Consider the following 24,762-nt stretch of genomic DNA (forward strand, 5'->3'; position numbering starts at 1 on the left):
AACAGTTTAAACAGACAATCACAGTTTATGAAACCATATCCTATCCATATAGCAGCCCTCATGGGGGCACTCCTCTTCACCGGATGTGAGAGCGAAGCACCGGAAGTAGACTTCAACGTTACGGCCGACAAGACAGAGGCGGCCGTAGGCGAACCCGTCACTTTCTCCATCAGCCACAACGATATGCTGCTCACCGTCTACAACGGCGAACAGGGACACAACTACGACCTCAGCGCCGACTTCATTCTTGCCGGGAAGACCGAACAGGACCTGCAGGACAACAACTACCGGCCTGCCGACCCGGAAGTCCGGCCTTACAAATGCGACCTGGCCGACACGGAAGCGGGCAGCACGACTGTCAAGGACAACCTGCTTGAGGTGCGCAATGCCAACTCGGGCGACAACCTTATCGGTTCTGAAGCCAGCATTGTCAACGACAACACCATCAACCGGAATGCGGTCAAGATAACTTCCGTCCATCCGAACTGGTGGTACCAGGCTATCCGGGTCAACACCAATACAAAGCTCGGCAGCAACAAGACCATGACCCTGCGTATGCGCTTCGACAAGGATTATCTCTCCAACATCGACAACGGAACGAAGAATGCAGACATCACCACCTTCCCTGTCGTTATCAGGCTCGGAGGGATAGCAGAGAACGAAACGGACGTGACTTTCAGTGACAATACCGTATGGGACATCTACTGGAATCCCCACACGGCATATACCGACTACACCGTCGACCTCTCCCGCATCATCAAGGCATGGGAAGACGGGACCGGCAAGAAGATGGCGAAGCTGGCTTATGCACAGTTCCTCTTCACGGCAAACGGCAATGTAGGCTATGTAGGCGACTTCTACGTACAGAAAGTTTCGTTCGGCGACTACGACTACAAGGCTTTCGATACAGGTGAGGCGATAAGTACAAATGCGGGGCCGGGTGTTGTTACTTACAGCCATGCTTACAGCAGGCCCGGTACCTACAAGGTGGTGGTCATCGGCTCTACCGTCAGCAAAAAGAACTACGGCAACGGCGGTTACAAGCACGGCTATGCCGGAAAGGTATCGGCAGATGAATACAAATATGGGAAAGTATTGAAAACAATTGAAGTCACCGTCAAATGATGATAAGGGTACATCGCTGATATCCGTGCGGAGTCATCATCCGTGCGGATATCTGCCCTTACCGCCAACGACGTAGGAACAACCTCCCTGTCCAGACGATTTGCCCCCTGCCGTCACTTACAAGCTACTTGAATGTCATAACCAGATGAGAACAGCAACACGAATACTATTGTCTTTCATGTTTCTTCTGGGCTCCAGCCTTTCCGCTGAAGCCCAGAACAGTCTTTCTTTCCATCATCTCACAAGAGCAGACGGACTGTTGCACGACAATGCGACCTGTGTCGTACAGGATTCTCTGGGCTATATCTGGATCGGTACCCACCGTGGCATCAACCGCTTTGACGGTTATACCATCGACTCTTACAAGTACACCGTGAAACAGAGAAACATCGTCCCTGTAAACAGGGTGTACAGCATGCAGGTCATCGGACGCTTTCTCTGGCTGGCTACCGAGGGAGGATTAGCCTGCTTTGACACTCATACGAAGAGATACACCGCTTATCATGTTGCCGACAAGGTCAGGACAGACTTCTTCAAACATATAAAGAGCATACGGCGTTCTACCCTGAAAGACCATCTATGGCTCATTGCCGACAAGCAGATACGCCTCATCCACATACGGCAGGGGACGGCTGCATCCGGAAAACGGCAGCCTACTGTCAGTTCTGTGAGAATCGGTGACAGCCGTGGATTCCTATGCACCGAGACAAACCCCAAAGTAGCTGAGAACGGAAAAGGAATCGTATGGTTTTCGGGCAACAGGACCGTTTCCATTTACCGTTACAAGGCACGGAAAGGGATTGTCTATACAGGCACTGTCGACCGCAATGATCTGTCCGGACTGCGCGATATGGTCTTCCAAGGCGGATACCTGTGGGCAATCTATTATGACCGGATCGTCAGGTACAAGGCATACAGAAACGGCGTATTGCACAAAGAGGCAGAAAGAACATTCAAGACACACGGCGGACTGATCGCACTCAGGCTGAGCACGCGTCATGCCTGGCTGGCAGCCAGCGACCAGCTCATCCGTATCAGCAGACACGACCTCAAGGATGTACATATCTTCACGCACTCTTCGTCACTTCCCAACACGGTTGTCAATGACATCAACAGCATCTACATTGACAGGAACGACAACATCTGGCTGTCGGGATGGATGTCGGGAGTGGCTTACACCTATACTCACCAGGAACTCTTCCATACCCTCAAATACAGTCCGAAGCAATATTCCGCAACAACAGGAAGTGCAGAATTCATCAGTGCGCTATGTTATGACTCCAGCGACGGATATGTATACATCGGCCGGAAGTTCGGCGGTATCAGCCGGCTGGACACAAAGACGAAACAGGTAGAATGGGACTACTGTGTCCAACCGCAGCTGCAGAACAGCATCACCTGCCTGCAGACCGACAGGCAACATATCTATGCAGGAATCGGAAACAACATTGTCGTCATAGCCAAGGACACGAAAAAAGTAACCCAGATTCTGCCGACGAGCAACCGCGGGTACATCTTCTGGCTGTGTTTCGACAGATTCGGCAGACTATGGGCGGCTACCTATGCCGGGCTGGAGTGCATGGAGAAGACAGACGGGAAATGGACTGTCAAGATGACCTTCACCACCAAGTCGCCCCTGCCCCGCCGTCTTTCCACCAATTACCTGCACAACATCTGCTATGACAGAGAGGCCAACGAACTGATCATCACTTCGACAGCAGGACTGAACCGGGTAATCCTGGACAGCAGGGGCAACGTCCAGAACATCGTAAGCTATGTGTCAGACAATTCTCCCGGCAGTCTCAGCAACAACTTCACATGGGCCATCAGCAAGGGCGCAAAGGGTGTCTACTGGGTGGGAACGATGGGAAGCGGACTTAACAAAGTGACTTTCCTTGACAGTCCTGACGGCAAATACACTTACAGATCCGAACATTTCGGCATCAGGGAAGGCGCTGAGAGCGAAGACATGGAAGCCATCCAAGTCGACAGATACGGAAGAATATGGTGCAGCGGATTCAACCTGAGCTGCTTTGACGAACAGACAAAACGATTCAAGACATTTAATGTCAGCGACGGACTGCAAGGGCCCACCTTCGCCACCTCCAGTTCTGCCTGCGATGCACAAGGTACACTTTACTTCGGCGGTTCCAATGGCATGAACTACTTTCTGCCTGCCAGTGAGAACAGCATGCCTGCCTCCATGCATGTCTATTTTACCCATCTTGTGGTCAACGGGACGGTCCTCAACACAGACATCGAATACACCCGGAATGTAACACTTCCCTATCCTGAGACCAACTTTACCGTAGCCTTCACCACGCTCGACTACAACTCCGTAAGGCATACACGGTTCAGATACAAAATGGAAGGCTATGACGAATGGCATGAAATCCAGGCAGGAGAAAAGCCTTCCATCACCTATCAGAACCTGCCTTACGGCAGCCACACACTCGTGGTTGAAGCCGGAGACTGGGCCGACTGGAGCGGTGAGGTCTATACGCTGCAGGTTTACGTTACACCTCCCTTATGGCGAACGTGGTGGGCTTACGTCATTTATGTGCTGACAGCAGGTTTCCTGATATATACCGGCACGAGATACTTCATCAAATGGACACAGATGAAGAACTTCATAGCCATGCGGAAGCAGAAAGAACGTCACAGGGAAGAGATGATGCAGATGAAGACCCGCTTCTTCATGGACATCTCTCATGAATTCCGCACTCCTCTCACGCTGATCAGCCATGCCGTACACGAGTTGAAAGAAGAAGACAGATCCGGGCAGAACAGATATGTAGATGCCATCCTGCGTAACTCCCGCCTGCTTTCAAACATGATCAACGAGCTGCTTGATCTCCACCGTGCAGACATGAAGTCTTTACGTCTGCACGCCACGAAGACGAACATTACAGAATATATGTCCGCTTTCTGCAGCGAGTTCTCCCTGTGGGCCGAGAGCGTGGGGGTCAATCTCCAGCTCACTGTCCACACTCCCAACCTGCAAGTATGGATAGACCAGGAACAGATAAGCAAGATCTTAAGGAACATCGTTTCAAACAGTCTGCGGTACACGCCAAAAGGAGGCAGCATCGATATAAGCATCGAAGAAGGCGAACACAACAGCATATTGCCGCTGCACAAGGACTTCTATGAATATACTGCCGCCATGGAGAAGGGGAAACAGATCATTATCCGCATAGCCGATACGGGGACTGGAATCCCCAGAAAGGAACTGCCCAAGGTATTCGACAGGCTGCACCAGGTGGAGAGCAACAGCCAGCAGAACATAGGGACCGGCATCGGACTGGCACTCGTGAAGTCGCTTGTCACACGCCATCATGGCGGAATTGTCATCAGCAGCAGTCTCGGACTGGGCACAGAAACCATCCTCTTCCTGCCCCTCTCCACTCATTATCTGAAAGATGAGGAAAAGGAAAAGTCAACGGACTTCAGCCTCCGTGAAATGTTCGATTCATCTTCTACCGGCTGCCAGCCTGCAGACGACGGAACGATGGAAGAAGAAACACAAGACGGCAGCAAACCCTCTCTTCTACTTGTGGAAGACAACGGCGAAGTGCTGATGATGATGCAGGAATACTTCAAAAAGGAATACAATACAATCCTCGCAAAGGACGGGCGGGAAGCTCTGGCCAAATGCAAGGCGGCAAATCCGGACCTCATCATTTCCGATGTGATGATGCCGAACATGGATGGGATGGAACTCTGTGCGAAACTGAAGAACGCCATTGCGACCTGCCATATCCCCATCATCCTCCTGACGGCAGTGACACAAGAGGAGAAACAGATAGAAGGACTGGAACTGGGTGCCGACGCCTATATTCCGAAACCTTACAACCCACGTGTCCTGAAAGTGATGGTGCGGAACCTGATTGTCAAGAGCCGCCTCATCCGGACCAGTATGCAGCTCAATGAGAACATACGAGAGAAGATCGAAGACGAAAAAGACCGGCAGTTCTTCGACCGCTTCAACCAGATCATACAGGCCAACCTTGCCGACAACGACTTTTCCATCCAGCAGGTAATCAGCGAGCTGGGAACAAACCGTACCAGCCTGTACAATTTCATCAAGACCAGTACCGGGATGTCGCTGGGAAAGTACATCATGAAGCTGAGGCTGGACAAGGCCGCCCGGCTCCTCATCAGCAGCGATATGTCTGTTTCAGAAGCCAGTCTGGAAGTGGGCATAGACAGCCTGTCTTACTTCACTCGCTCGTTCAAGCAGCAGTTCGGTGTCACACCGACAGAATTCATGAGGACGAAACGCTGAAAGGCAGCCCACATTCACCGACAGAAACCAACAGCAAACAATATCAGAAATCTATATGAAAAGATTCATCTCACATTTACTCGCACTGACATTGTCAGTATCCGTGCCGGCCGGTGTCTGTGCCCAGACATCAAAGACGATAGACATTCTCCCCGGAGAGACATGGTGGGGGGCGGCGACAGACCTCGGCACACGGTCTCCCCTGAACCTCCATCGGGTCGCTGCAGACCTCCGGACACAGAACTTCAACAACCAGGCAGCCCCTCTGCTCGTGTCCAACAAGGGACGAGGTGTCTGGGCAGACGGACCGTTCAGTCTCAAGGCCGAGAAGAACAGACTTACGGTCAAGGTCCACAGAGGCTCCTTCAGCCTCACAGGGAAAGGAAAGAACCTGCGTGACGCCTACCTTGCCGAAATGCAGAAGCACTTCCCCGCCACCGGGAAATGCCCTCCGGCTCTCTTTTTCGACAAGCCTGTCTACAACAGCTGGATAGAACTTACCTACGACCAGAACCAGAACGACATTCTGAGATACGCCCATGCCATTATCGACAACGGGTTCCCCGCAGGCGTACTGATGATTGACGACAACTGGCAGAAAGATTACGGCGACTGGGAATTCCGCCCGGACCGCTTCCCTGATCCCAAGGCAATGGTAGACACACTGCACGCCATGGGCTTCAAGGTGATGCTCTGGGTGTGTCCGTTCGTGTCCCCCGACAGCAAGCTGGGACGCGACCTGGAGAAAGAAGGCTATTTCGTAAAGGCGAAGGACTCGGAAGACGCTGCCGTGGTAAGGTGGTGGAACGGCCATAGTTTTGCGTACGACCTCAGTAATCCCAAGGCTTTCGCCTACCTCAAGAGAACTTTCAAGAATCTTCAGGCAAAGTATGCCATCGACGGATTCAAGTTCGATGCGGGTGATCCGGAACGCTACCTGAAAGAAGATGTCGACATATATGACGGAAAATCATACGATGTTGAACAGACGAAACTGTGGGCTACGATGGCCCTGGACTTCCCCTACAACGAGATGCGTGCCTGCTGGGAACTTGGCAATCAGCCGCTCATTCAACGTTTAGGCGACAAGAAATACTCCTGGGAAGGCGTTTCCCAGCTCGTCCCCGACATGATCGCAGCCGGACTGCTGGGCTATGCCTATACCTGTCCGGACATGATCGGAGGCGGCGAATACGGCAGTTTCTACGGTATCGCCCCCGGGAAGTTCAACCAGGCTCTCATGATCCGTTCCTGCCAGATACATTCCATGATGCCTGTCATGCAGTTCTCGGTAGCACCATGGCGCATGCTCAGCAAAGAGAACCTTGCCATCTGCCGCCGCTTTGCCAAGTGGCACGAAGAACTGGGAGGCTATATCAGACAGCAGGCAGAACTTTCAGCCCGTACCGGAGAGCCCATCGTACGCCACATGGACTACAGTTATCCGGACGAGGGATTTGAGAACGTCAACGACCAGTATATGCTGGGCGACCGCTATCTCGTAGCCCCGGCATCTTCAGCCAGCACCCAGCGCACGGTGAAACTTCCGCAGGGAAAGTGGAGGGATGACCAAGGCAAACTGTACAAGGGCGGCAGAAGCTATCAGATCAACGTTCCCCTGGACCGCCTGCCATGGTTTGAACCTGTATCAAAATAAACGAATCAGAAAAGAAAGCAAACATGAAACAGCATATGAAAAGCCTTCTGGCTGCTACCCTTCTGGGTATCGGCAATCTGTGTTGCTGCTCCAGCTGCACAGCCACATCTGTCACAGCTGAAAGCCCATCGGACATAAACGATGGGAAAACTGCAGTGACAACCATTGCCTATACACCGTCGGACAAAGAAATCATCAATCCCGAACGGGGTATGTTCACACACCATGAGTTCTACTCGGACAAGAACAACGAACTGACACTGGAACAGCTGCAACAGCTGAGGAATGAGGGAATGAGCCTCATCTTCACCGTTTACGTGATGAGAGACTTCCGTAACAAGGACATTTCCGCCCCTTACCTGAACAAGATAAGGCGTAATCTGAGGGCGATAAGGCACAGCGGTATGAAAGCCATCGTACGTTTCTGTTATTCCTACTCGGAAAAAGACAAGCCCTGGGATGCCCCATGGGACGTCACCAGACGCCATATCGAACAGCTGAAACCGGTCCTCCGGGAGTATGCCGACGTAATTGCCGTGCTCGAAGCCGGTTTCGTAGGCGTGTGGGGAGAATGGTACTACACGGACAACTACGTCTTCCAGCCGAAAGATGCATCGCAGTACGGACCGAGGAAGCAGGTGCTGGAAGCTCTCCTTGAAGTCATGCCCAAGGACAGGTTCGTCGCCGTCCGCTATCCCAGAGCCAAACTGGGCGTATATAACCTCCAGCCTACGGACACCATCAGCCGGGCAACGGCCTACGACGGCAGCGACATCAGCCGTACTTCCTTTCATAACGACTGTTTCCTCGCCACGGCCGACGACATGGGGACTTTCCTTGATGTGGCCGAACACCGCAAATACTGGATGTGGGAATCACGGTATGTGCCCATGGGAGGCGAGACCTGCGCTCCGTCCGACTACTGTGAAATCGGGAATGCGTACAGGGAATTCGCTGCCTATCACTGGTCCTATCTCAACAAGGACTATCATCCGGACGTCCTGTCAAAATGGGAAAAACAGAACTTCATGACGACTGTCAGGAAGAAACTGGGGTACCGCTTCGTACTCAAGGAGGGTAAATTCACCAAGACACCACGCACAGGAAAACCCTTCAGCATTGACCTGCAGATAAAGAACGAGGGATGGGCAGCCCCCTTCAATCCCCGCCCTGTGGAAATCATACTGAAGATGAAGAAAGGAGGGAAGAAATATACCTTCCACGTGGATGCCGACCCCCGCTTCTGGATGGCAGGCGAGACTATAGACCTGAAGGCCGCCATAACCTTACCGGGCGATATGCCGGAAGGGGAGTACGAGGTGTTTCTCAACCTCCCTGACCCCGACAGACAACTGCACGACAACCTTGCTTACAGCATTCAGTTTGCCAATGAAGGGGTCTGGCAGAGGAAAGAAGGCTACAACAGGCTGTGTACCGTCAACATCGTAAGGCCATAGACATATATCAGAAAGGATAATCAAGCCTTCCGAAAGCGGAAGCAGCAGAAAAGAAACAGGGACGCATGAGCAGTGCGTCCCTGTTTCTTTTCAACCGTTTCCGTCCTCCTTACCTACCGGCCTGTCCACGGAAAGCATAGCGACTTTTCCCGTAAAGTGTTGTCTGCATTACAGCTGGCCTACCTGCAAGTCAAGCAACGCCTGCTTGCAAACCAAGTAAGCACCTTTTCTTGGGCGACTCATAAGCATCTGGGACAAAGGTGCTTGTTGCCAGCCTTCCACCGCATTTACTTTCTCTTCGGAATAATCTCATAGACATCGGCCTTGCCGACCAGCTCGATGCGGGCCGCACCCTTTGCGACGGCTGCCGTAAAGAACGGATCACTGTAACTTGTCTCCGCCTTCAGGCGGTTGCGTCTGTCGTACTGACGCAGGCTGACGCTTCCTCCTTCGGGCAATGAAAGAAGGAAAGTGTACGAGGTCGTACCGTGCGGCACTTCAAACGAAACGGCACCCGTATTCTTGAAGGCCGTACAGGGCCGATGATCGAAGGCCAGAAGAACACCGTCTGATGCAGCGGCATCTCCGCCGAAAGCAAGGGAAGCCCCGGCCGCAGGAGTCACCACAAACGAACGTATGGAAGCCCAGTTGGTACGTTCGGAATCGAGCCTGCGGAGACGGATATAGCGCATCTCTACCGGCTCGCCAGCCTTCCACAGAACATCATACTGGTTACGCATATCTGAAAGAAGCGGCAGCCATGTCTTTCCGTCAACGGAACACTCCAGCGCAGCATGGTCGTAGAAATCGCAGTCGTCCTTGGAATTCCTGCCCTGCAGGATGTGTACCTCGCGCACTGCCATTGTCTCGGGAAGGGCGACACCCATCCAGTCACCCGCCTTCTGGCTCTCTCCGGAGGTATAGAACGTAGTGCTGTCGCCGTCAAGCATCAGACGGCTTTGTGTCGTCGCAAGACTCCTGTAAGTTCCGATTCCGTGCAGCGTAAAGGCCTTTTCGCCCGACTGCTGCTCGTAGAACGCATCGGCGAGGTCGGCCATGGCACACGCATAGAACGGCTGCAGCTTCATGGTTCCCGACTTGTGTGCCTCGTACGCTTTTTCCTCGGCGGGCGTCATGCGGTTCTGCACATACGCCTTCCAGAATGCGGCAGCGTCTCCCGAGCGGTAGAGGTCCATCAGTTCGATGGCCTTCTTGCCACGCTCGCCGAGCTTGCCGAACTCCGTCAGCCACGGACGAAGCTCCTTGATAAGCAATGTATCGGTGCAGCCTGCCTCGATTTCGGCAGGGGCCTTTACGACACGTTCGAACTCTTCATAAAGCCGGTCACGCTTATCCTGTGTGTAATCAGCGAGCCGGAAAGTCTCGGTCTCCCATGACTCGTCGCGGCGGTAGCCTGTCTCCGTATCGGCCGAATGGATGGCGAACGTCCGGTAAGCCTCCTTTGCACGGGGCATCATCACCTCCAGGCCACGTTCCCAGCTGTCAATCGGATTGTAGTCCTTTGGATTCCACGTGTAATCGGCCACGCTGTAAAGCGAGAGTTTCGAGGCCTCTCCGTGTTCCATCGGGTTGCTGACAAGTCCGCACATATCCCTGTCTGTGAGCGAGGTGTCCAGTCCGTAGACCGGACCCTGCAGGATAAGATTGCGCACATAGTCGGTAACGGCGTAGTTCCACCAGAAGAGAGCAGGCCGCTTGATGCGGCTGTCCACCCAGTCGAGCGTGCTCTTCGTCACGTCACTGCACACGACATCACCCGTCCAGAATACCCGGACAGAGGGGTCGAGCGTCCTTCCATAGATACTCAACGGCCCGTCTTCACCCGGTTTCGCCCATAGTCTGGAATAATCGGTAGGGCAGATAATCAGCGGAGAAACGTCGCCCTTCTCCTTTACAAACTCCTTGGTCAATCGGTTCAACAGCTCGACTTGCCTGTCTGGATTGGTTCCTTCACCCTCAATATCATCGAAGAAGATGGCGAACGAACGCACACCATCAGCATACATGAGGTTGAACTTACGGACAAGGTTCTGATAGTCTTCCTCGTTCCACTTGATATCCTTGCCCGGATGGATGGCCCAAACGAAATCTACACGATTCCGTTTACAAGCGTCAACAAGTTCTTTGATGTTCTTTTGTTCACGTTCGGGATAAGGCAGACGCCAGTTGGGCGAACTGTGATAAGGGTCGTCCTTCGGACCGTAGATATAGGTGTTGAGCTTGTACCTGCCGTAGAAGTCGATCAATGACAGGCGTACGGCGTGCGACCAGGGCGTACCGTAAAAGCCCTCGACCACGCCGCGGTAAGGGAATACCGGTGCGTCCATTATCTTTATACAGGGAAGTTTCTTTCCACCTTCCACCGACGGGTTCTCCATGATCTGGCGCAAGGTCTGTATGGCATAGAAAACACCTGTATCGTCAAAGCCGCTGATATCGATTCCACTCGGAGTTATCTGCAGTATATAGGCACCTGGAACATTCTCCACACCATTGACCGACGGCATCTTGCCATAGGCCGCCCGCAAAGGAAAGCCTTGCTTGTAGTGCGGAGAGCGGACGTTCAGAAGAGGCAGGAAGTCAAGGTCGTCGTCGTAAGGCCTTTCACTGTCATGCTTCGGGACGACAGTCCGGATGCCGCCGCTGATGTCCACCGTCTTCTCTCCCGTCAGCTTCATGTAACGTGGGGTAGGATTGATGACAAGTCCGTGATGGTCCATCTTCTTGCCGGGAACAGGATTTACCAGCTGTACTTCCGAACGCTGGCTGCCTAAGTCGAATTCGTTGTCCTGCGCCTGGGCTGCCGTAAATGTACACAAGCCCACGGCGAAAGTAACGAAAAGTCTCTTTTGTTTCATGTAGGTTCTTAATATTTTGCTTCCAACTGCCATTGCTTGTCAACACAGACAGTCAGGTGATTGTTATTGCATTGTATTACGGTTTGCATCTGCAAAGATAAGGAATAAAAAGGAATTAATCCTATGTTAATACCGCAAAATAGTATATGTCAAATAAGCGGATAAATAGGGCGATGCGCCGCCGCCCCACGACAGTTCCCTGAACTCCTTGAACACGAGGTTGCCCTCACAATCGTAGTGGTAGAAATGCCCGCGGTCTTCGGCAAGCCGCCCGCCGGCGTCGTAGCGGTGGTCGCGGTGCAGTCCGTCGGGGAAGGTGAGCCGTATCAGCTCGCGCCGCTCGTTGTATGCCAATGGAAGGTACGCCCCTCGCCGTCGGTGATGCCGGTCAGGGCGCTCCCTGCGTGATAAAAGGCTTAATGGCTGATGATACTTTTTGTATGTATTTCGTGGGAAACATCGAACTCCTTTCATCACAGATAACGGATTATGCCATAAATTCGAAATTAACAGAAGGATTATCCTTGTGCAATTTGTTGAAACAGCTGGTAACTAGCGAGTCTGCCGGCATTTCAAACGAATCCAGTGGCAGGTTGTTTATTTCCAATTGCAGGAGGGGATGTAAGTCAGGATGACCCACGTATAACCCCTTATTATGACGTAGTTTTATCAACATCAGGATTTCTGGTGGAAAGAGGAAGTATTGAGCGGAAGAGAACTCCAAAAGATTCCCATCATGCTCGTATTCATCACTTTGTGAGACATGGAAATCGCATAAGTCGATAAGCAACTTTTCGAATAATGCCTTATCACACGTATCCCAATTTTCAAGTGTTCTCTCATATACCCCCATTTCTGTGGGGTATTTCCAAGAATCTTCTATTGATGCGTTGTTGGAACGCAAGTATAAGTCAAGGATAAACCAAGGGAATGTTGGATTATCTGGAAACATGTTAGATTGTTTGCCATTTAGCATTTTTGTTAGCAGGGAACAATACGTGATGGACTCTTGACTTAAACCTAAACATACCAATTGCGCCAAATGCATAGAACTGTCGGAAAACAACAATGCCCCGTCATAATGCGTAGAGCATTGTCCAATGGAATAGGCCCATTTGTTGGCCGAGATCCCATAATAGGTGCTTCGCGCAAGTAGGTCATATTCAGCCCTGTCGTTTTGGGTGAACTCATAGATGAAATTCCATAGACACCAAGAGCATAAAGAAGTTAAACTCGTTCTAACAACTGTCCTGTGAGTGTCATTCTCTAAATAATTGTTGATTTCCTGCACTTCCTGTTTAAAATGAGACCCTTCCATTGTCTTTATCTTATGGGACATCATTTCTTTTGTATAACTAAAGGCTTCTTCTAAACTATTCATAGTAATTTATTTTAATTGCTTCACATCGAAAAATACGGCAAATCACACGATAATATGACACAAATCATTTCAAAAAATCATTTGCTTTTATGCCTGATGAGCCTTATTCTCCGAGACTTCTATATAGGTCTACGACACAGGAAAGCTGCTGTTGGCGTGTTTCAAGCAGTTCCATTTGGGCATCAAGCGCATCGCGTTCGGCCCCAAGTACATCGAGATAAGTAGCTCGTCCGTTCATATAGAGTTGACGAGATACCTCAACCGAGTGTTCCAAAGTCTTCACTTCTTCCTCTTTTAGCGCATAATAGGCGACGAGATTCTTATGCTTTGACAGCAGCGTACATACCTCAGAATAGGCTGTAAGCAGTATTTTGTCATATTCATATAAGGCTTGTAGCTGTGCGGCGTCAGCCTGTTGGAAGTTAGCTTCGATAGCTTTTCGGTTGATAAGTGGTGCAGTTAGTCCTCCCACGACACTGTAAGCGAGCGACTTTGGCATACGCGTTAGGTAGGTAGGATTAAAGGCTTCAAGTCCCAAAGTGGCACTAATGTTTACCGAAGGCAAGAAGGCTTTGCGCGCCGTTTCTACGTCCCAATGAGCTGCAGCGAGTTCATGTTCAGCCTGACGGATATCGGGTCGATGGCTCAGGAGATTGGAAGGAAGTCCTATAACGACCATTTTCACGTCTTCATTCAACAACTGTTTGGCATCTCGTTGAATAGGCGTTGGGTAACGACCGAGCAGTAAGTTGAGTGCATTTTCACATTCAGTAATCTCTTGTTTCAATGCAAACTCCTGTGAACGCGCCTTTGCAAGCTCTGCTTTGAACTTCTCAACAGCCAGTTCTGTGTCGCTATCGGCCTCCTTTTGTATCTCTGCTATCTTTTCCGCCTGACGCTGAAGATCGATGTATTTGCGTATAAGTGTGAGCTTGTTATCTAGAGCCAATAAGGTATAATAATTGCTTGCGACTTGTGAAATCAGTGAAGCGCGCACGGCATTCTGGCCTTCTAAGGTTGCCAAATAACGCTCGACAGCCGCTTTTTTGCTTGACTTCAACTTGCCAAAGAGGTCGAGTTCCCAATCAAAGGCAAAGCCCGGGTGATAGTTCATGAGTGGATCGGGGATGAGTTTTCCTGGAGTCATCTCGGTGGAAGCATTGCCGGCACCCTCACTTGTGTATCGTCCGGCCTTGCTAACTCCTACTTCTGCCCCCACGGAAAGCGATGGAAGCATGGCTCCTTTGGCTGCAATCATTCCACTTTTTGCTACAGCTATCTGCTGCAATGTTATCTTTAAGTCTTGATTATTGACTAAAGCGGAGTCGATAAGTGCCTTGAGTTGTGGGTCGGTGAAAAACATTTTCCATGACGTAGGCGTAGTCTTCGCCGTCAGCGTATCACCATTATATTGCGTGGGTAGCTGCAAACGTGTGCGGCTATTGACTTGCGTCGCTTGGGGAGTCTTGCAAGATGACACTCCGATGGCAAGCAGAATAAGAAGGAAAATATTATTTCTTTTCATCATTTTCAAGTTTATATCGTTTGTCTTTCTCTTCAGTCAATGGCTTGTTTCGTTGGTAACGAACCATCTTTACATGGTCGGCCATGCGTCCAAAGATATAATATAAGCCCGGAACAAGAATGAGTCCGAAGCATGTTCCGAATAGCATTCCACCCGCAGCTGCCGTGCCAATGGTTCGGTTTCCAATAGCCCCTGCACCGTGAGCAAATACCAACGGCAGCAAGCCGGCTATGAAAGCGAACGATGTCATGAGTATAGGACGGAAGCGAGCTGCCGCACCTTCGATGGCCGCTGCACGTATACTCTTGCCTAAGTTGTGGCGTTGCACGGCATATTCAACCATTAACACGGCATTCTTTCCAAGCAAACCAATCAGCATGACCATAGCAACTTGGGCGTAGATGTTGTTTTCCAATCCCGTGAGTTTTAGGAAAATGAACGTTCCACAGATGCCTGCGGGCAGACAAGTAATAATTGGAAGTGGCAAAAGGAAGTTCTCATATTGTGCTGAAAGGATGAGATAGACGAACGTTAAACATACAATAAAGATGATCAACGCTTGGTTTCCTTGGTCTACTTCGTCTTTAGTGATGCCGGCAAAGTCGTAATCATAGCCGTGAGGTAGCGTCGAAGTAGCCACCTCTTCGATAGCTTTGATGGCCTGACCACTACTGTATCCAGCTGCTGCTGAGCCTGTAACTTCAGCAGAATTATATAGATTATGACGCGTCATCTCACTCATTCCATATACCTTTTCCATGTGTAAAAAGTCGGCATAAGGCACCATTTCACCCTGGTTGTTCTTAACATTTAACTGCATCAAGTCTTGTGGAAAAGCACGATATTTTGGGTCGGCTTGCACGATGACCTTATAGGGCTTACCAAATCGAACGAAGCCCGTTTCGTAGTCAGAACCAATCAATGTGGAGAGATTATCCATGGCTGTACCAAGTGTAATGCCTTTTTGTGCGGCGATATTATTATCTACTCGAAGCATGTATTGAGGGAAACTGGCCGAGTAAAAGGTAAAGGCTGAGCCTATCTCTGGACGCTTATTAAGAGCTGAAACGAAGCTCTTGCTGACCTTTTCCATAGCATGATAGTCATTACTTCCAGTCTTATCAAGGAGTCGAAGCTCGAAACCTGACGCCGCACCATAGCCTGGAATAGAAGGTGGTTCGAAGAATTCTATGTTGGCATCTGTTATCTGTTGGCACTTGTTTTCAAGGTCATTGATAATCTCTTTTGCCGTCCGACTGCGTTCCTTCCAAGGCTTAAGATTAATCAAACACGAACCCGAGTTGGCACTGGTTCCTTCAGAAAGGATCTCATATCCAGCCAAAGAAGACACACTTTCTATGCCATCTTCCTTTGCAATTATACTCGCAAGTTGATGTGCAACCTTATTCGTTCGCTCAATAGTAGCACCAGGTGGTGTCTCAATTACAGCGTAAATCATGCCCTGATCTTCTTGAGGAATAAAGCCCGAAGGTAACGAATTGTTGATAAAGAAGGCTCCAATGCAGAACAAAAGTAATAGCGGAAGCGTGATAATCTTCCTCGAAACAGTGCGTTGAAGCACGTTGCGATAGCCGCCGATTCCTTTGTCAAAACCCGCATTAAACTTATCAAGTACACGATTAAGCCACGTCTTTTTGATGTGGTTATCACGCTCTCGAGTCAATATTAGCGCACAAAGCGAGGGCGTAAGTGTTAGGGCTGTGAAGCCCGAAAGCACGATACCAGAAGCTATTGTGATTGAAAACTGCCGATAAAACATGCCTTCTGGCCCACCCATAAAGGCTACAGGTATGAACACAGATGCCATAACCAATGTCACGGCTACTATGGCTCCACTGATTTCTTTCATTGCCTTTTGCGTGGCTTCCAAAGGTTCTAAGCCCTCTTTGGCTATCTTTACATTGACCGCTTCGATTACCACAATGGCATCATCGACCACGATTCCAATCGCCATTACTAAGGCAAAGAGCGATATCATGTTAAGCGTTATGCCGAAAGCATTCATGACTGCGAAGCTACCTATTAACGAAACAGGGACTGCAAGGCATGGAATGAGGGCAGAACGCCAGTCTCCAAGGAACAAGAATACAACGAAACCAACGAGTATAAAGGCTTCAAACAGCGTGTGAATTACCTTTTCTATAGAGGCATCAAGGAATCTACTGATGTCGTAACTCAACTCATAATGCATGCCCTTTGGCATGTCTTTTTGAAGATGAGCCATTGTTTTCTTGACGTTCTGGATAACTTGTCGCGCATTCGATCCATAGGCTTGTTTCAGTGTTATGGCTGCGGATGGGTGACCATTCAACGTAGAATATATGTCATAAACCTCACTCCCGAGGCTCACATCTGCTACATCTTTGAGTCTAATAAATTGCCCATCAGGAGTTGATTTCACGACAATATTGCTATACTCTTCAGGCGTTGTATAGCGTCCCGGATACTTCAACACATACTCAAAGCTTTGTGCATGCTTGCCCGAACTTTCCCCAAGCTTGCCTGGAGAGGCTTCAATGCTCTGCTGTTGTAAGGCATCTGTGATGTCGGTTGCAGACAAACCATAGGCTGTAAGCTTATCAGGTTTGAGCCAAACACGCATGGCAAAGCTCCTCGTTCCAAGGATATCAAGATCTCCAACGCCATCAACGCGGGCGAGTTCTGGTGAGATATTGATGTCCGCATAATTGAAAAGGAAGTTCTGATCGACTTTAGGATCATCGCTATATAGGTTGATATACATGAGGATATTAGGCTCCTCACGAGATATTTTCACACCTTCGCGCACAACAGCTGGCGGTAGTTTGTTGGTCGCTGCCGACACTCGGTTTTGCACATTGATAGCATCGACGTTGGGATCTGTACCAAGTTTGAAGACAATGTTTATCTCTCCTTCGCCGTCATTGCCTGCATCCGACTCGATATACTTCATTCCCGGCACACCATTCAGTGCCTGTTCAAGAGGAATAAGCACTGACTTAATCATCAGTTCATTGTTGGCTCCCGGATAATCGGCTACCACATTAACCTTTGGAGGGGATATAGATGGGAACTGAGTAATGGGTAAATTGAACAGCGAAAGAATGCCAATGAAGACGATTACCAATGAAACAACGATGGCAAGTACTGGTCTTCGAATAAACTTTTGAAACATATTGACTGTTTATTAGCGTCTTTTTTTCTTCTTATAAATGGTTGTTCTCATCATGAAATAATATGGTGTGAGAACCTTTTTCTGTTGTAAAGTGTGATGAAAAGCCACCTGAAAGCCTTAGTCGGCATTCAGTTGAACACGCTTCATGGCTTCACTTGGTGTGTAATAACGCGTCTTTACGTGTTGACCATCATGCACTTTCTGCACTCCACTCAATAGAATCTTGTCGTTGGCAGTTACTCCTTCGGCGATAATAAACACCTCTGGTTGTTCAAAAGCCACTTTAATCTCACGTGAATGTGCATAGCCTGCGCCATCAACAACAAACACATAACGGCGGTCTTCCTCTTCATACGTGGCCTGTTGTGGGATTACCAACACATTGTGTAAAGGCATATTGATGCGCACTGTGCCTGTTTCACCATTGCGAAGCAAGCCTTTCGGATTGGCAAAGCGAGCACGAAGAGCAATATTTCCAGAGCTACTGTCAAACTCACCAGCTATATTTTGGATGTAGCCTTTAGCTGAGAAGGCACTTCCATTGGCAAGAATCAGCGTCAAAGGAAGTTTGTTTCGCTCGGCAGAATGTTGCTGATAGTCTATATATTCGGGTTCAGAGATGTTGAAATATACGTTGAGTGACGAGTTGTCGGATAGTGTAGTGAGCAAGTCACCTCCCTGCACTAAGCTTCCAATCTTTTTCGGAAGACTCCCTATAACGCCTGTAAATGGGGCGCTGATTAAGCATAACCGTGCTTGAATCTGTGCCAATTTATAATCTGCCAAGGCTGCATTGAACTTCGCTTTAGCCATTTTTTGTGCATTGGGCGAAACAATTTGCCCCCTCGTTAGCGTTGTTGTGTTTTGCAGTTCAATGCGTGCTTGCTCGGCTTCTGCCTTTGCCCGCGCCACATTCTGTTGCGCTCCAACAATCGAAATGCGGAAAAGAGGCTGACCGGCTCGTACCTGTTGCCCTTCTGTGACATAGACTTGCTGCAGAATTCCCTCCTGCTGTGCGCGTACTTCTATGTTTTTTCGCGATTCAATATTGGCCACATAGTTCTTTGAAACTTGTGTATTGGTTACCCAAGGAGACGTTACTGCGTAGACCGTTTGGTCGCTGTTTTCCTTGTTTTTGCGGCATCCTGTGACTACAATCAACGTGATGATAGCCATCAACAGCATCTCTTTCTTCATACCTAACTAATGGGTTATCCGATTATCTTTTACTAATGATTCAAGAATTAAATACAAATTTATAGATTTTCTAAGTAGGTTGCTGTAAATCTATCATTAAAAAGATTTAATAGATAGGAATTAATTGCTTCTTTAACTCATTTTTTATATAATGTAAAGTAAGGTTAATCATCTCGTAATCTGTCTCATTTCATCGTGCGTTTTGCCCCAGATTAGGCTACAAAGTCATAGGAATTGTGAGCGCATCTCACTTGTTGTGTTTTTTAATCCAACTTTACCCCCCTTGTCTTTAGATTTGGCGTGGGTTATCATTTGGCTTTCAGCGTGCTGAAATAAAACACTATGCGGTGCATCATACAATAGAAGTATCTCTATAACTCCTTTGAGAAAAGAAGATGATTTGTTTGCTTTTTTACAAAAACAATGCAGGATTTTGTAAATAAGTTATGACATTTTTCATTTATCTTTGTATTTAAGAACGAGACAAAAAGTTTGTTTCTATAAAACGTTATCATTGCTTATATGGCATCATCTCAGTTGATTTCTCTGCCGAATGCATTGTCGGTGTCGTCGCTTCTCACGATAGTAAGGGGTGCTTTCCAACGTGAATCGTGCTGTGCATCAGTGCTGAGTGGCGAGTCTATCAAAGCAAAACGTCTACACCTTATATATAATAGGGGCTCTCGTTTTCATCAAATAGTCGGCCCCTATGCCTCACTTTTCCTCGCGAAAGGGCAGGATAGGTGCGACAAACTGCGGCAAAAGTAACGAAAAGTCTCTTTTGTTTCATGTAGGTTCTTAATATTTTGCTTCCGACTGCCACTGCTTGTCAACACAGACAGTCAGGTGATTGTTATTGCATCGTATTACGGTTTGCATCTGCAAAGATAAGGAATAAAAAGGAATTAATCCTATGTTAATACCGCAAAATAGTATATGTCAAATAAGCGGATAAAACAACTTGTGTTATTTACTCGCCTGCAGCCATCAACTCTTCTACCCATAGGGCAGTCGGAAGAAGTCTGGAAAATAAAGCAAATCTCCATTATTTATCTTCTACGAGGTGATGCCCTGAGAAATAATCTGCCGGCGGTGCTTTATGTGTTATTCATACTAAGTCTTTCTTTTTCAAATCGAGTATATTCTCCTCATCTTGAAAAAACATAACGGATTATCCAACCTGAAAGAAGAAGAGTCTGGTCGGACAAAAAGGAGGGTGTATCAAAACATAAATGTTTTTTGAAAGTCTTACAATTTAAAACGACACAATAAGAAAAGCCCATTTCAATACTCGTTTATGAGTAGAGAAACAGGCTTTCCTTTACTTTTAGAACACCTCAACTTACAGACTGAAAGCTGTCAAGTCTTCGATTTGTATTTTGAAACTCTCTTTTATCGGGATATGTTATCTGACTTAGAATGCGATTACCGAACGGGCTGCATAGCCGTTTGCCTGCATCTCACCCTGACGTTTATCAAGATATGTAAAATCTATACTTGTTCCTGTAATCCGTACACAGCAGGCCTCTCCATTAGACATCGCCTCATCACAGGCCCAAAGATACCATTCTATCTGGTCTTCACCGGGAAGGAAAAAGGTAGACTCTGGTATTCTTCGTTCATTATAATACCGTTCTAATATTGAATTCGTCTGCGTATCAAAATAATTCGTAAAAACCTTTAAATATTTTCTTCTCTCTTCAGAAGAATGAAATAGCCAACTCAAACAATAAGCTTTTCCAGAATGAGGATCTGTTGCAATTTCGAGTTTGTTAGGATCTAATCCTGAAAGATTAGCAAACATCAGAAACCACTGTCCGATACTTGGCAGATACCATCCGCTTGTACCCGAAGGCGTGGGAACAGCAGGGACTGGGGCATAGGCATATTGCCATCCTGCTCCACCGTATTCCATAGCGAGGGAGATTGCGGCCTTTTTCCCATTATGATGATAATAGTTGTTGTAAGTATAATCCTTCAGGTATTTCTCGTTTAGCACTTTACACGTAGTCAGACCGTTCAAATTAGTCATCATCGTGAGCGGTGCTGTGGCATCAATGTGCTCAAACAAATTGGGGGCTTCAGGATAATCCGTATTGTCAGGGCCCCATGGTGTAGGCCAAGCTGCATCACGCAGTCCAACGGCATATCCGTGTGTAAATCCTTTTTCTCTGTCAGTTGGACTTGTATAGTTGCTGAACACCAAGGCCACAGGGTATTTATCAGTGTAATAGACCAAAGGTCCCCAACTGCCATCACTATAAAGATAGTCTCCGATATTAGGTATTTTGTCCTTAGCTTTAAGTTTTACAGTCTTGGCAACGACTTTCTGTGCCAGGAATGATTTTTCCTTAATATTTAGATTGCGACGGAAAGCATCACCATTATTACATTTTGCATTTATTGAGAGTTCGCCAGTAAGTTTTTCATTATTGGGGACAACCATATAAACGCTCGCCTTACCATTTGTAAATGGAATGCTGTTTGCCTTCGGACTGAAAAAGGTTATGCCGTTATATCCGTCGGTTTCACCCTCTTCGCCGAACGCAAAAGTTGCCTTGTCTGCAAATACACTCTTGTTCGTAGAGGTTTTCGGAATATAAATAAAAGAAGTCTCACTAAGCGAACTGCCCGAAGAAGCTGGAACATCACAAATAAAATCCATGCGGACTACACACATCTTGTGACTGAAATGAAGACCGGTGGAAGCCGTCCCTTTTGCATAGAGGAGGTCATAATTGGCTATTTGTCTGACTTGACCGTCTTGTCCTGACAAATCAACAGAGACCTGCAGTTTATTGTTATCTATGGATGCGTCTATCTTGTCAGTTGCCTTATTGTTCACAGCATACAAGGTACTTGTCTTGAAAGCCTGTGCATCTGCACTGCTTTCCACATTCCCACGGAAAGTAGCCGAATTTCCGTTTATGGCTGCTATGCCAAGTTCTGCTGTTTTCAGCGTACTGCCGCTTTTATAAGCAACCGTAAGTTTGTCATCATTCTCCCAAGTCGTTTTTAATCCATTGGTCTCATCTTCAGCTACGCCGACTCTTGTCATCGTTTTATTGGTAGAGACGACGGCAGGATTGTCTATCACTACATCGAGCGAAACTTTATAAGGAGTGTTGCCGGTCTTTTCCACTGCAGCAAACTCGTCCCGATCAGAACAGGACGTAAAACACAGCACTCCTAAAACGCTTCCCAATATAAAGAAAGCCTGCGCCATTTTCACACAATTTACTTTTCCCATAAATTCATTAATTTGCTATTACTTGATTTTTCATCACTCCAATCGTCATCATCAGAGTCGTCGTTCTCTGAAGACCAGTCATTGATACGTCCCGAAACACAGATAAAATGGCTGGTTGCCACTATCACAATATCCGTTTTAGGCTTTTGATACTCTTTTCTCATTTTCATTCATTTTTTGTTCACCAAATACTTATTACATATAATTCATTTCTTTCCATACAAATCACCTTATATCAAATGAAAACTCGTTATAAAAAGACATACCGATTCGAACAAAGGAAACCATAGAAAGTCCTTTGCCCCAAGGAATTACGCCGAATATTACGCGCGCGTGTAAAAAGATGTCCGAGATGATCTTACGCCAGTAGTGTGTGTGTGTGTGTGTGTGTGTGTGTGTGTGTGTGTGTGTGTGTGTGTGTTAACAAAATATTAGAATCAGCCAAACACAAGATGTTAAAAGATGCAGAAAAAGAATATTTTCCTGTACCTTGTTCTGTTTCTTTATAAAAACAGTCCTTGTTGTTTTCTAATACTTTTCTTGCATCCATATCACAACTCTCGGTGCAAATTTAGCATTTATTTTGCCTACGACCAAATTATCAAAGAGTTTTTATCTACCTATAATTTTTTTTAGACTTATTTTCATCTTGCGCAGTATATCAGGCGTAATAGAACTAATAGAAACGCACATTTATGGTTCTTCCGAAATAGGGAGTGATAAAGTAATCCTACTACATAATAAGGCACACGGAGAAGCGGAGAAAACAGAGGGAAAAACTATCACGGAGGTGCCGACAGCACAAGAGAGTGACAGAGGGGTGTAATGTACGCGTCTCTTTTTTTTGGGGGATAAATATCATTCATAATTCTCACAGACAAATGCCCTGATAAAACTCTCTGATAACCTCCGTTGCTCCACGCACCGGCGGTGCCTCCGTCATATGGTCTTTACCTCCGTTCACTCCCTGCCTCTGTGTGATATTTCATCAAAGTCATCAACTCACGAGACAAACCTCATCACTCCAAATTCCTGAAGACCCACATTTATTCCCAAACTGGACTATATGTGGTTGATAATGATCAAATCTCTCCTATCCCTGAACCCCCGACTTAATTTTAATATACGTTGCTGTCAGTTTCAACATCTCACATAACCAACTTAAAAATAGAATCTTACAACAACAAGAAGCAATGAACACGGAATTCTTTTCATGAAAAGAAATAATTATTTTCGTGAAAAGAAATATTTTTCTTCATGAAAAGAAATATTTTTCTTCGTGAAAAGAATTCGTGATTAACAATATTTCGTATCAAAAGAAACTGACTGTCAGGAAAAAATTATGATTACGACCGCAACCTGCTGGTATTCTCCATCGGTGACAAGTGGTTCTGCTTTGTGAATATTGAGGTCTTCGACTTCTGCGACCTGAAGTCTGCCCCAGATGTCTCTGCCGACTTACAGGCTGAATACGAAGCTGTAAAGCCCGGCTATCACATGAACCACAAGCATTGGATATCCGTCTACTTCAACCAGGATATACCCGACAAGCGTATCTTTGAGCTTATTGATGATGCCTACCAGCGAGTGCTGGACTCACTGCCTAAGCGGGAACGGGAAAAGTACAAGGTGTCAAATATTTAATGAACGATACACGGCAAACTGATAACTTAAAACGCAGATAATACTGAGAAACAGTCCAACATCAGGCCCTGTTTCTCCGTTCTCCATTTACTTTAACTATAAAAAGCTGTTTTCATCCAATTAATATGTATCTTTGTCGCAGGAACAACACTATCCGCATGAAGATTAGTATAGAGGTATAGTATTATAAAACAGGGGGTGTAGTCCTTATCAAAACAAACAGAAATATTATCAACAGGAAAGAAAACAATGATGACCTATCGTAAAAAAGGGTTAAGGATAGCTTGTGTCTGTCTCTCCTCACACTCGTTCCAGTGCGCTCAATGGCACAGGACAACGACGACTTCTCGCCAGACGCACCCGGTGCAACAACCGGCGTCAGCATAATGCCCCAAGGAAAAATTGACCGGGAAACTGGTTTCTCGCACGAATGGAAAAGGAGAAACGGGGCACATGAGCGTACGTGGACCATCAACACGTCAATGTTCCGTCTCGGACTGACTCCACAGGCAGAGTTAAGAATGCAGATAGACGAATGTCTTACCCACACATCGGAAGGAAACTACGGAGGCATCGCCAATGCCGCTATTGGTACGAAAATCAAGGTTTATAAGGGTGGAAAGAGCTTGCCGAAAGTTGCTTTCATGGGTACATTGCTCATTCCCGGAGGCAGTCATGCACGCTACCTGCCCGGTCATGTCGGCTTTCAGGCGCATCTGCTGTTTGAAAACGAGCTGAGCAGTAAGTTCACACTGGGCTATGAAGTGGGGAGTGATTGGAGCGGCGACACGAACAATCCCGACCTTTTCTTCGGTGTCAACCTCACCTATCAGCCTTCTGACAGGTGGAGCTTCTTCGTCGAAAGCTATAACCGCTACAACTCTCAGCGACAGGACGACTGGGCAAAAGCGGGACGCAGCAGCCATTTCAACTGTATGAGTGAGTTCGGACTGGCTTATATGCTTACGCCTCGACTGCAATTGAACGCATACAGCGACATCTGTTTCAACGAGTTTTCCCGATACAACAACATCGGCTTTGGCATTGCGTGGCTGCTGAATTAACCAAGGAGGGCTATTTATCAAGGAACTTTTCTACCTATAATCTATTCATAATCCGATTTTATTTCTTAATTTTGTGACGTTTTAAATTAGGGGTGTTGTGCCCCTATACTTTTGTAAGAA

Annotated in this window: 14 protein-coding genes; 6 read left to right on the plus strand and 8 right to left on the minus strand. The window is 47.6% G+C overall.

What is annotated here, in order from left to right; all coding sequences use genetic code 11:
* Positions 1-27: 27 nt before the first annotated feature.
* The 4 genes from DYH27_RS07695 to DYH27_RS07710 all read left to right on the plus strand — a co-directional run bounded on the left by DYH27_RS07695 (position 28) and on the right by DYH27_RS07710 (position 8,527).
* Positions 28-1,125, plus strand: coding sequence for a DUF5017 domain-containing protein (locus tag DYH27_RS07695; RefSeq protein ID WP_004354057.1), 1,098 nt, complete (start codon positions 28-30; stop codon positions 1,123-1,125).
* A 145-nt stretch (positions 1,126-1,270) separates the two neighbouring features.
* Positions 1,271-5,413, plus strand: a complete 4,143-nt coding sequence (locus DYH27_RS07700) for a hybrid sensor histidine kinase/response regulator transcription factor (RefSeq protein ID WP_029754927.1) — start codon at positions 1,271-1,273, stop codon at positions 5,411-5,413.
* A 55-nt stretch (positions 5,414-5,468) separates the two neighbouring features.
* Positions 5,469-7,070: a glycoside hydrolase family 31 protein gene (locus tag DYH27_RS07705; protein ID WP_025067087.1), complete on the plus strand. Its 1,602-nt coding sequence runs from the start codon at positions 5,469-5,471 to the stop codon at positions 7,068-7,070.
* Between the two features lie 23 nt (positions 7,071-7,093).
* Positions 7,094-8,527 carry a DUF4832 domain-containing protein gene (locus tag DYH27_RS07710; protein WP_004354032.1) on the plus strand — a complete coding sequence of 478 codons (1,434 nt, stop codon included), beginning with the start codon at positions 7,094-7,096 and terminating at the stop codon, positions 8,525-8,527.
* Between the two features lie 287 nt (positions 8,528-8,814).
* On the opposite strand, the gene DYH27_RS07715 is transcribed toward DYH27_RS07710, so the two are convergent.
* The 8 genes from DYH27_RS07715 to DYH27_RS13400 form a co-directional block, all read right to left on the minus strand.
* On the minus strand, positions 8,815-11,406 hold the full coding sequence (locus DYH27_RS07715) for a beta-N-acetylglucosaminidase domain-containing protein (RefSeq protein WP_025067086.1): 2,592 nt from the start codon (positions 11,404-11,406) through the stop codon (positions 8,815-8,817).
* Between the two features lie 126 nt (positions 11,407-11,532).
* Positions 11,533-11,760: a hypothetical protein gene (locus DYH27_RS07720; RefSeq protein ID WP_025067085.1), complete on the minus strand. Its 228-nt coding sequence runs from the start codon at positions 11,758-11,760 to the stop codon at positions 11,533-11,535.
* A 133-nt stretch (positions 11,761-11,893) separates the two neighbouring features.
* Positions 11,894-12,787, minus strand: coding sequence for a hypothetical protein (locus DYH27_RS07725; RefSeq protein WP_025067084.1), 894 nt, complete (start codon positions 12,785-12,787; stop codon positions 11,894-11,896).
* Between the two features lie 103 nt (positions 12,788-12,890).
* Positions 12,891-14,315, minus strand: a complete 1,425-nt coding sequence (locus DYH27_RS07730; protein WP_025067083.1) for a TolC family protein — start codon at positions 14,313-14,315, stop codon at positions 12,891-12,893.
* Positions 14,299-17,487, minus strand: a complete 3,189-nt coding sequence (locus tag DYH27_RS07735) for an efflux RND transporter permease subunit (protein WP_029216308.1) — start codon at positions 17,485-17,487, stop codon at positions 14,299-14,301. Before DYH27_RS07735 ends, DYH27_RS07730 begins: the two co-directional genes overlap by 17 nt.
* Before the next feature lie 117 nt (positions 17,488-17,604).
* Positions 17,605-18,684, minus strand: coding sequence for an efflux RND transporter periplasmic adaptor subunit (locus DYH27_RS07740; protein WP_025067082.1), 1,080 nt, complete (start codon positions 18,682-18,684; stop codon positions 17,605-17,607).
* Positions 18,685-20,098: 1,414 nt separating this feature from the next.
* Entirely contained in the window at positions 20,099-21,934 is a 1,836-nt protein-coding gene (locus DYH27_RS07745) for a hypothetical protein (protein WP_025067081.1), read from the minus strand.
* Positions 21,922-22,098 carry a hypothetical protein gene (locus tag DYH27_RS13400; protein ID WP_155809650.1) on the minus strand — a complete coding sequence of 59 codons (177 nt, stop codon included), beginning with the start codon at positions 22,096-22,098 and terminating at the stop codon, positions 21,922-21,924. Before DYH27_RS13400 ends, DYH27_RS07745 begins: the two co-directional genes overlap by 13 nt.
* Positions 22,099-23,293: 1,195 nt before the next feature.
* Between DYH27_RS13400 and DYH27_RS07760 the strand changes: the two genes are divergently transcribed.
* Positions 23,294-23,578, plus strand: a complete 285-nt coding sequence (locus DYH27_RS07760) for an MmcQ/YjbR family DNA-binding protein (RefSeq protein WP_390891909.1) — start codon at positions 23,294-23,296, stop codon at positions 23,576-23,578.
* Positions 23,579-23,901: 323 nt separating this feature from the next.
* On the plus strand, positions 23,902-24,642 hold the full coding sequence (locus tag DYH27_RS07765) for a transporter (RefSeq protein ID WP_025067077.1): 741 nt from the start codon (positions 23,902-23,904) through the stop codon (positions 24,640-24,642).
* Positions 24,643-24,762: the final 120 nt, after the last annotated feature.

The sequence above is a fragment of the Prevotella denticola genome, assembly GCF_900454835.1.
Taxonomy (GTDB): Bacteria; Bacteroidota; Bacteroidia; order Bacteroidales; family Bacteroidaceae; genus Prevotella; species Prevotella denticola.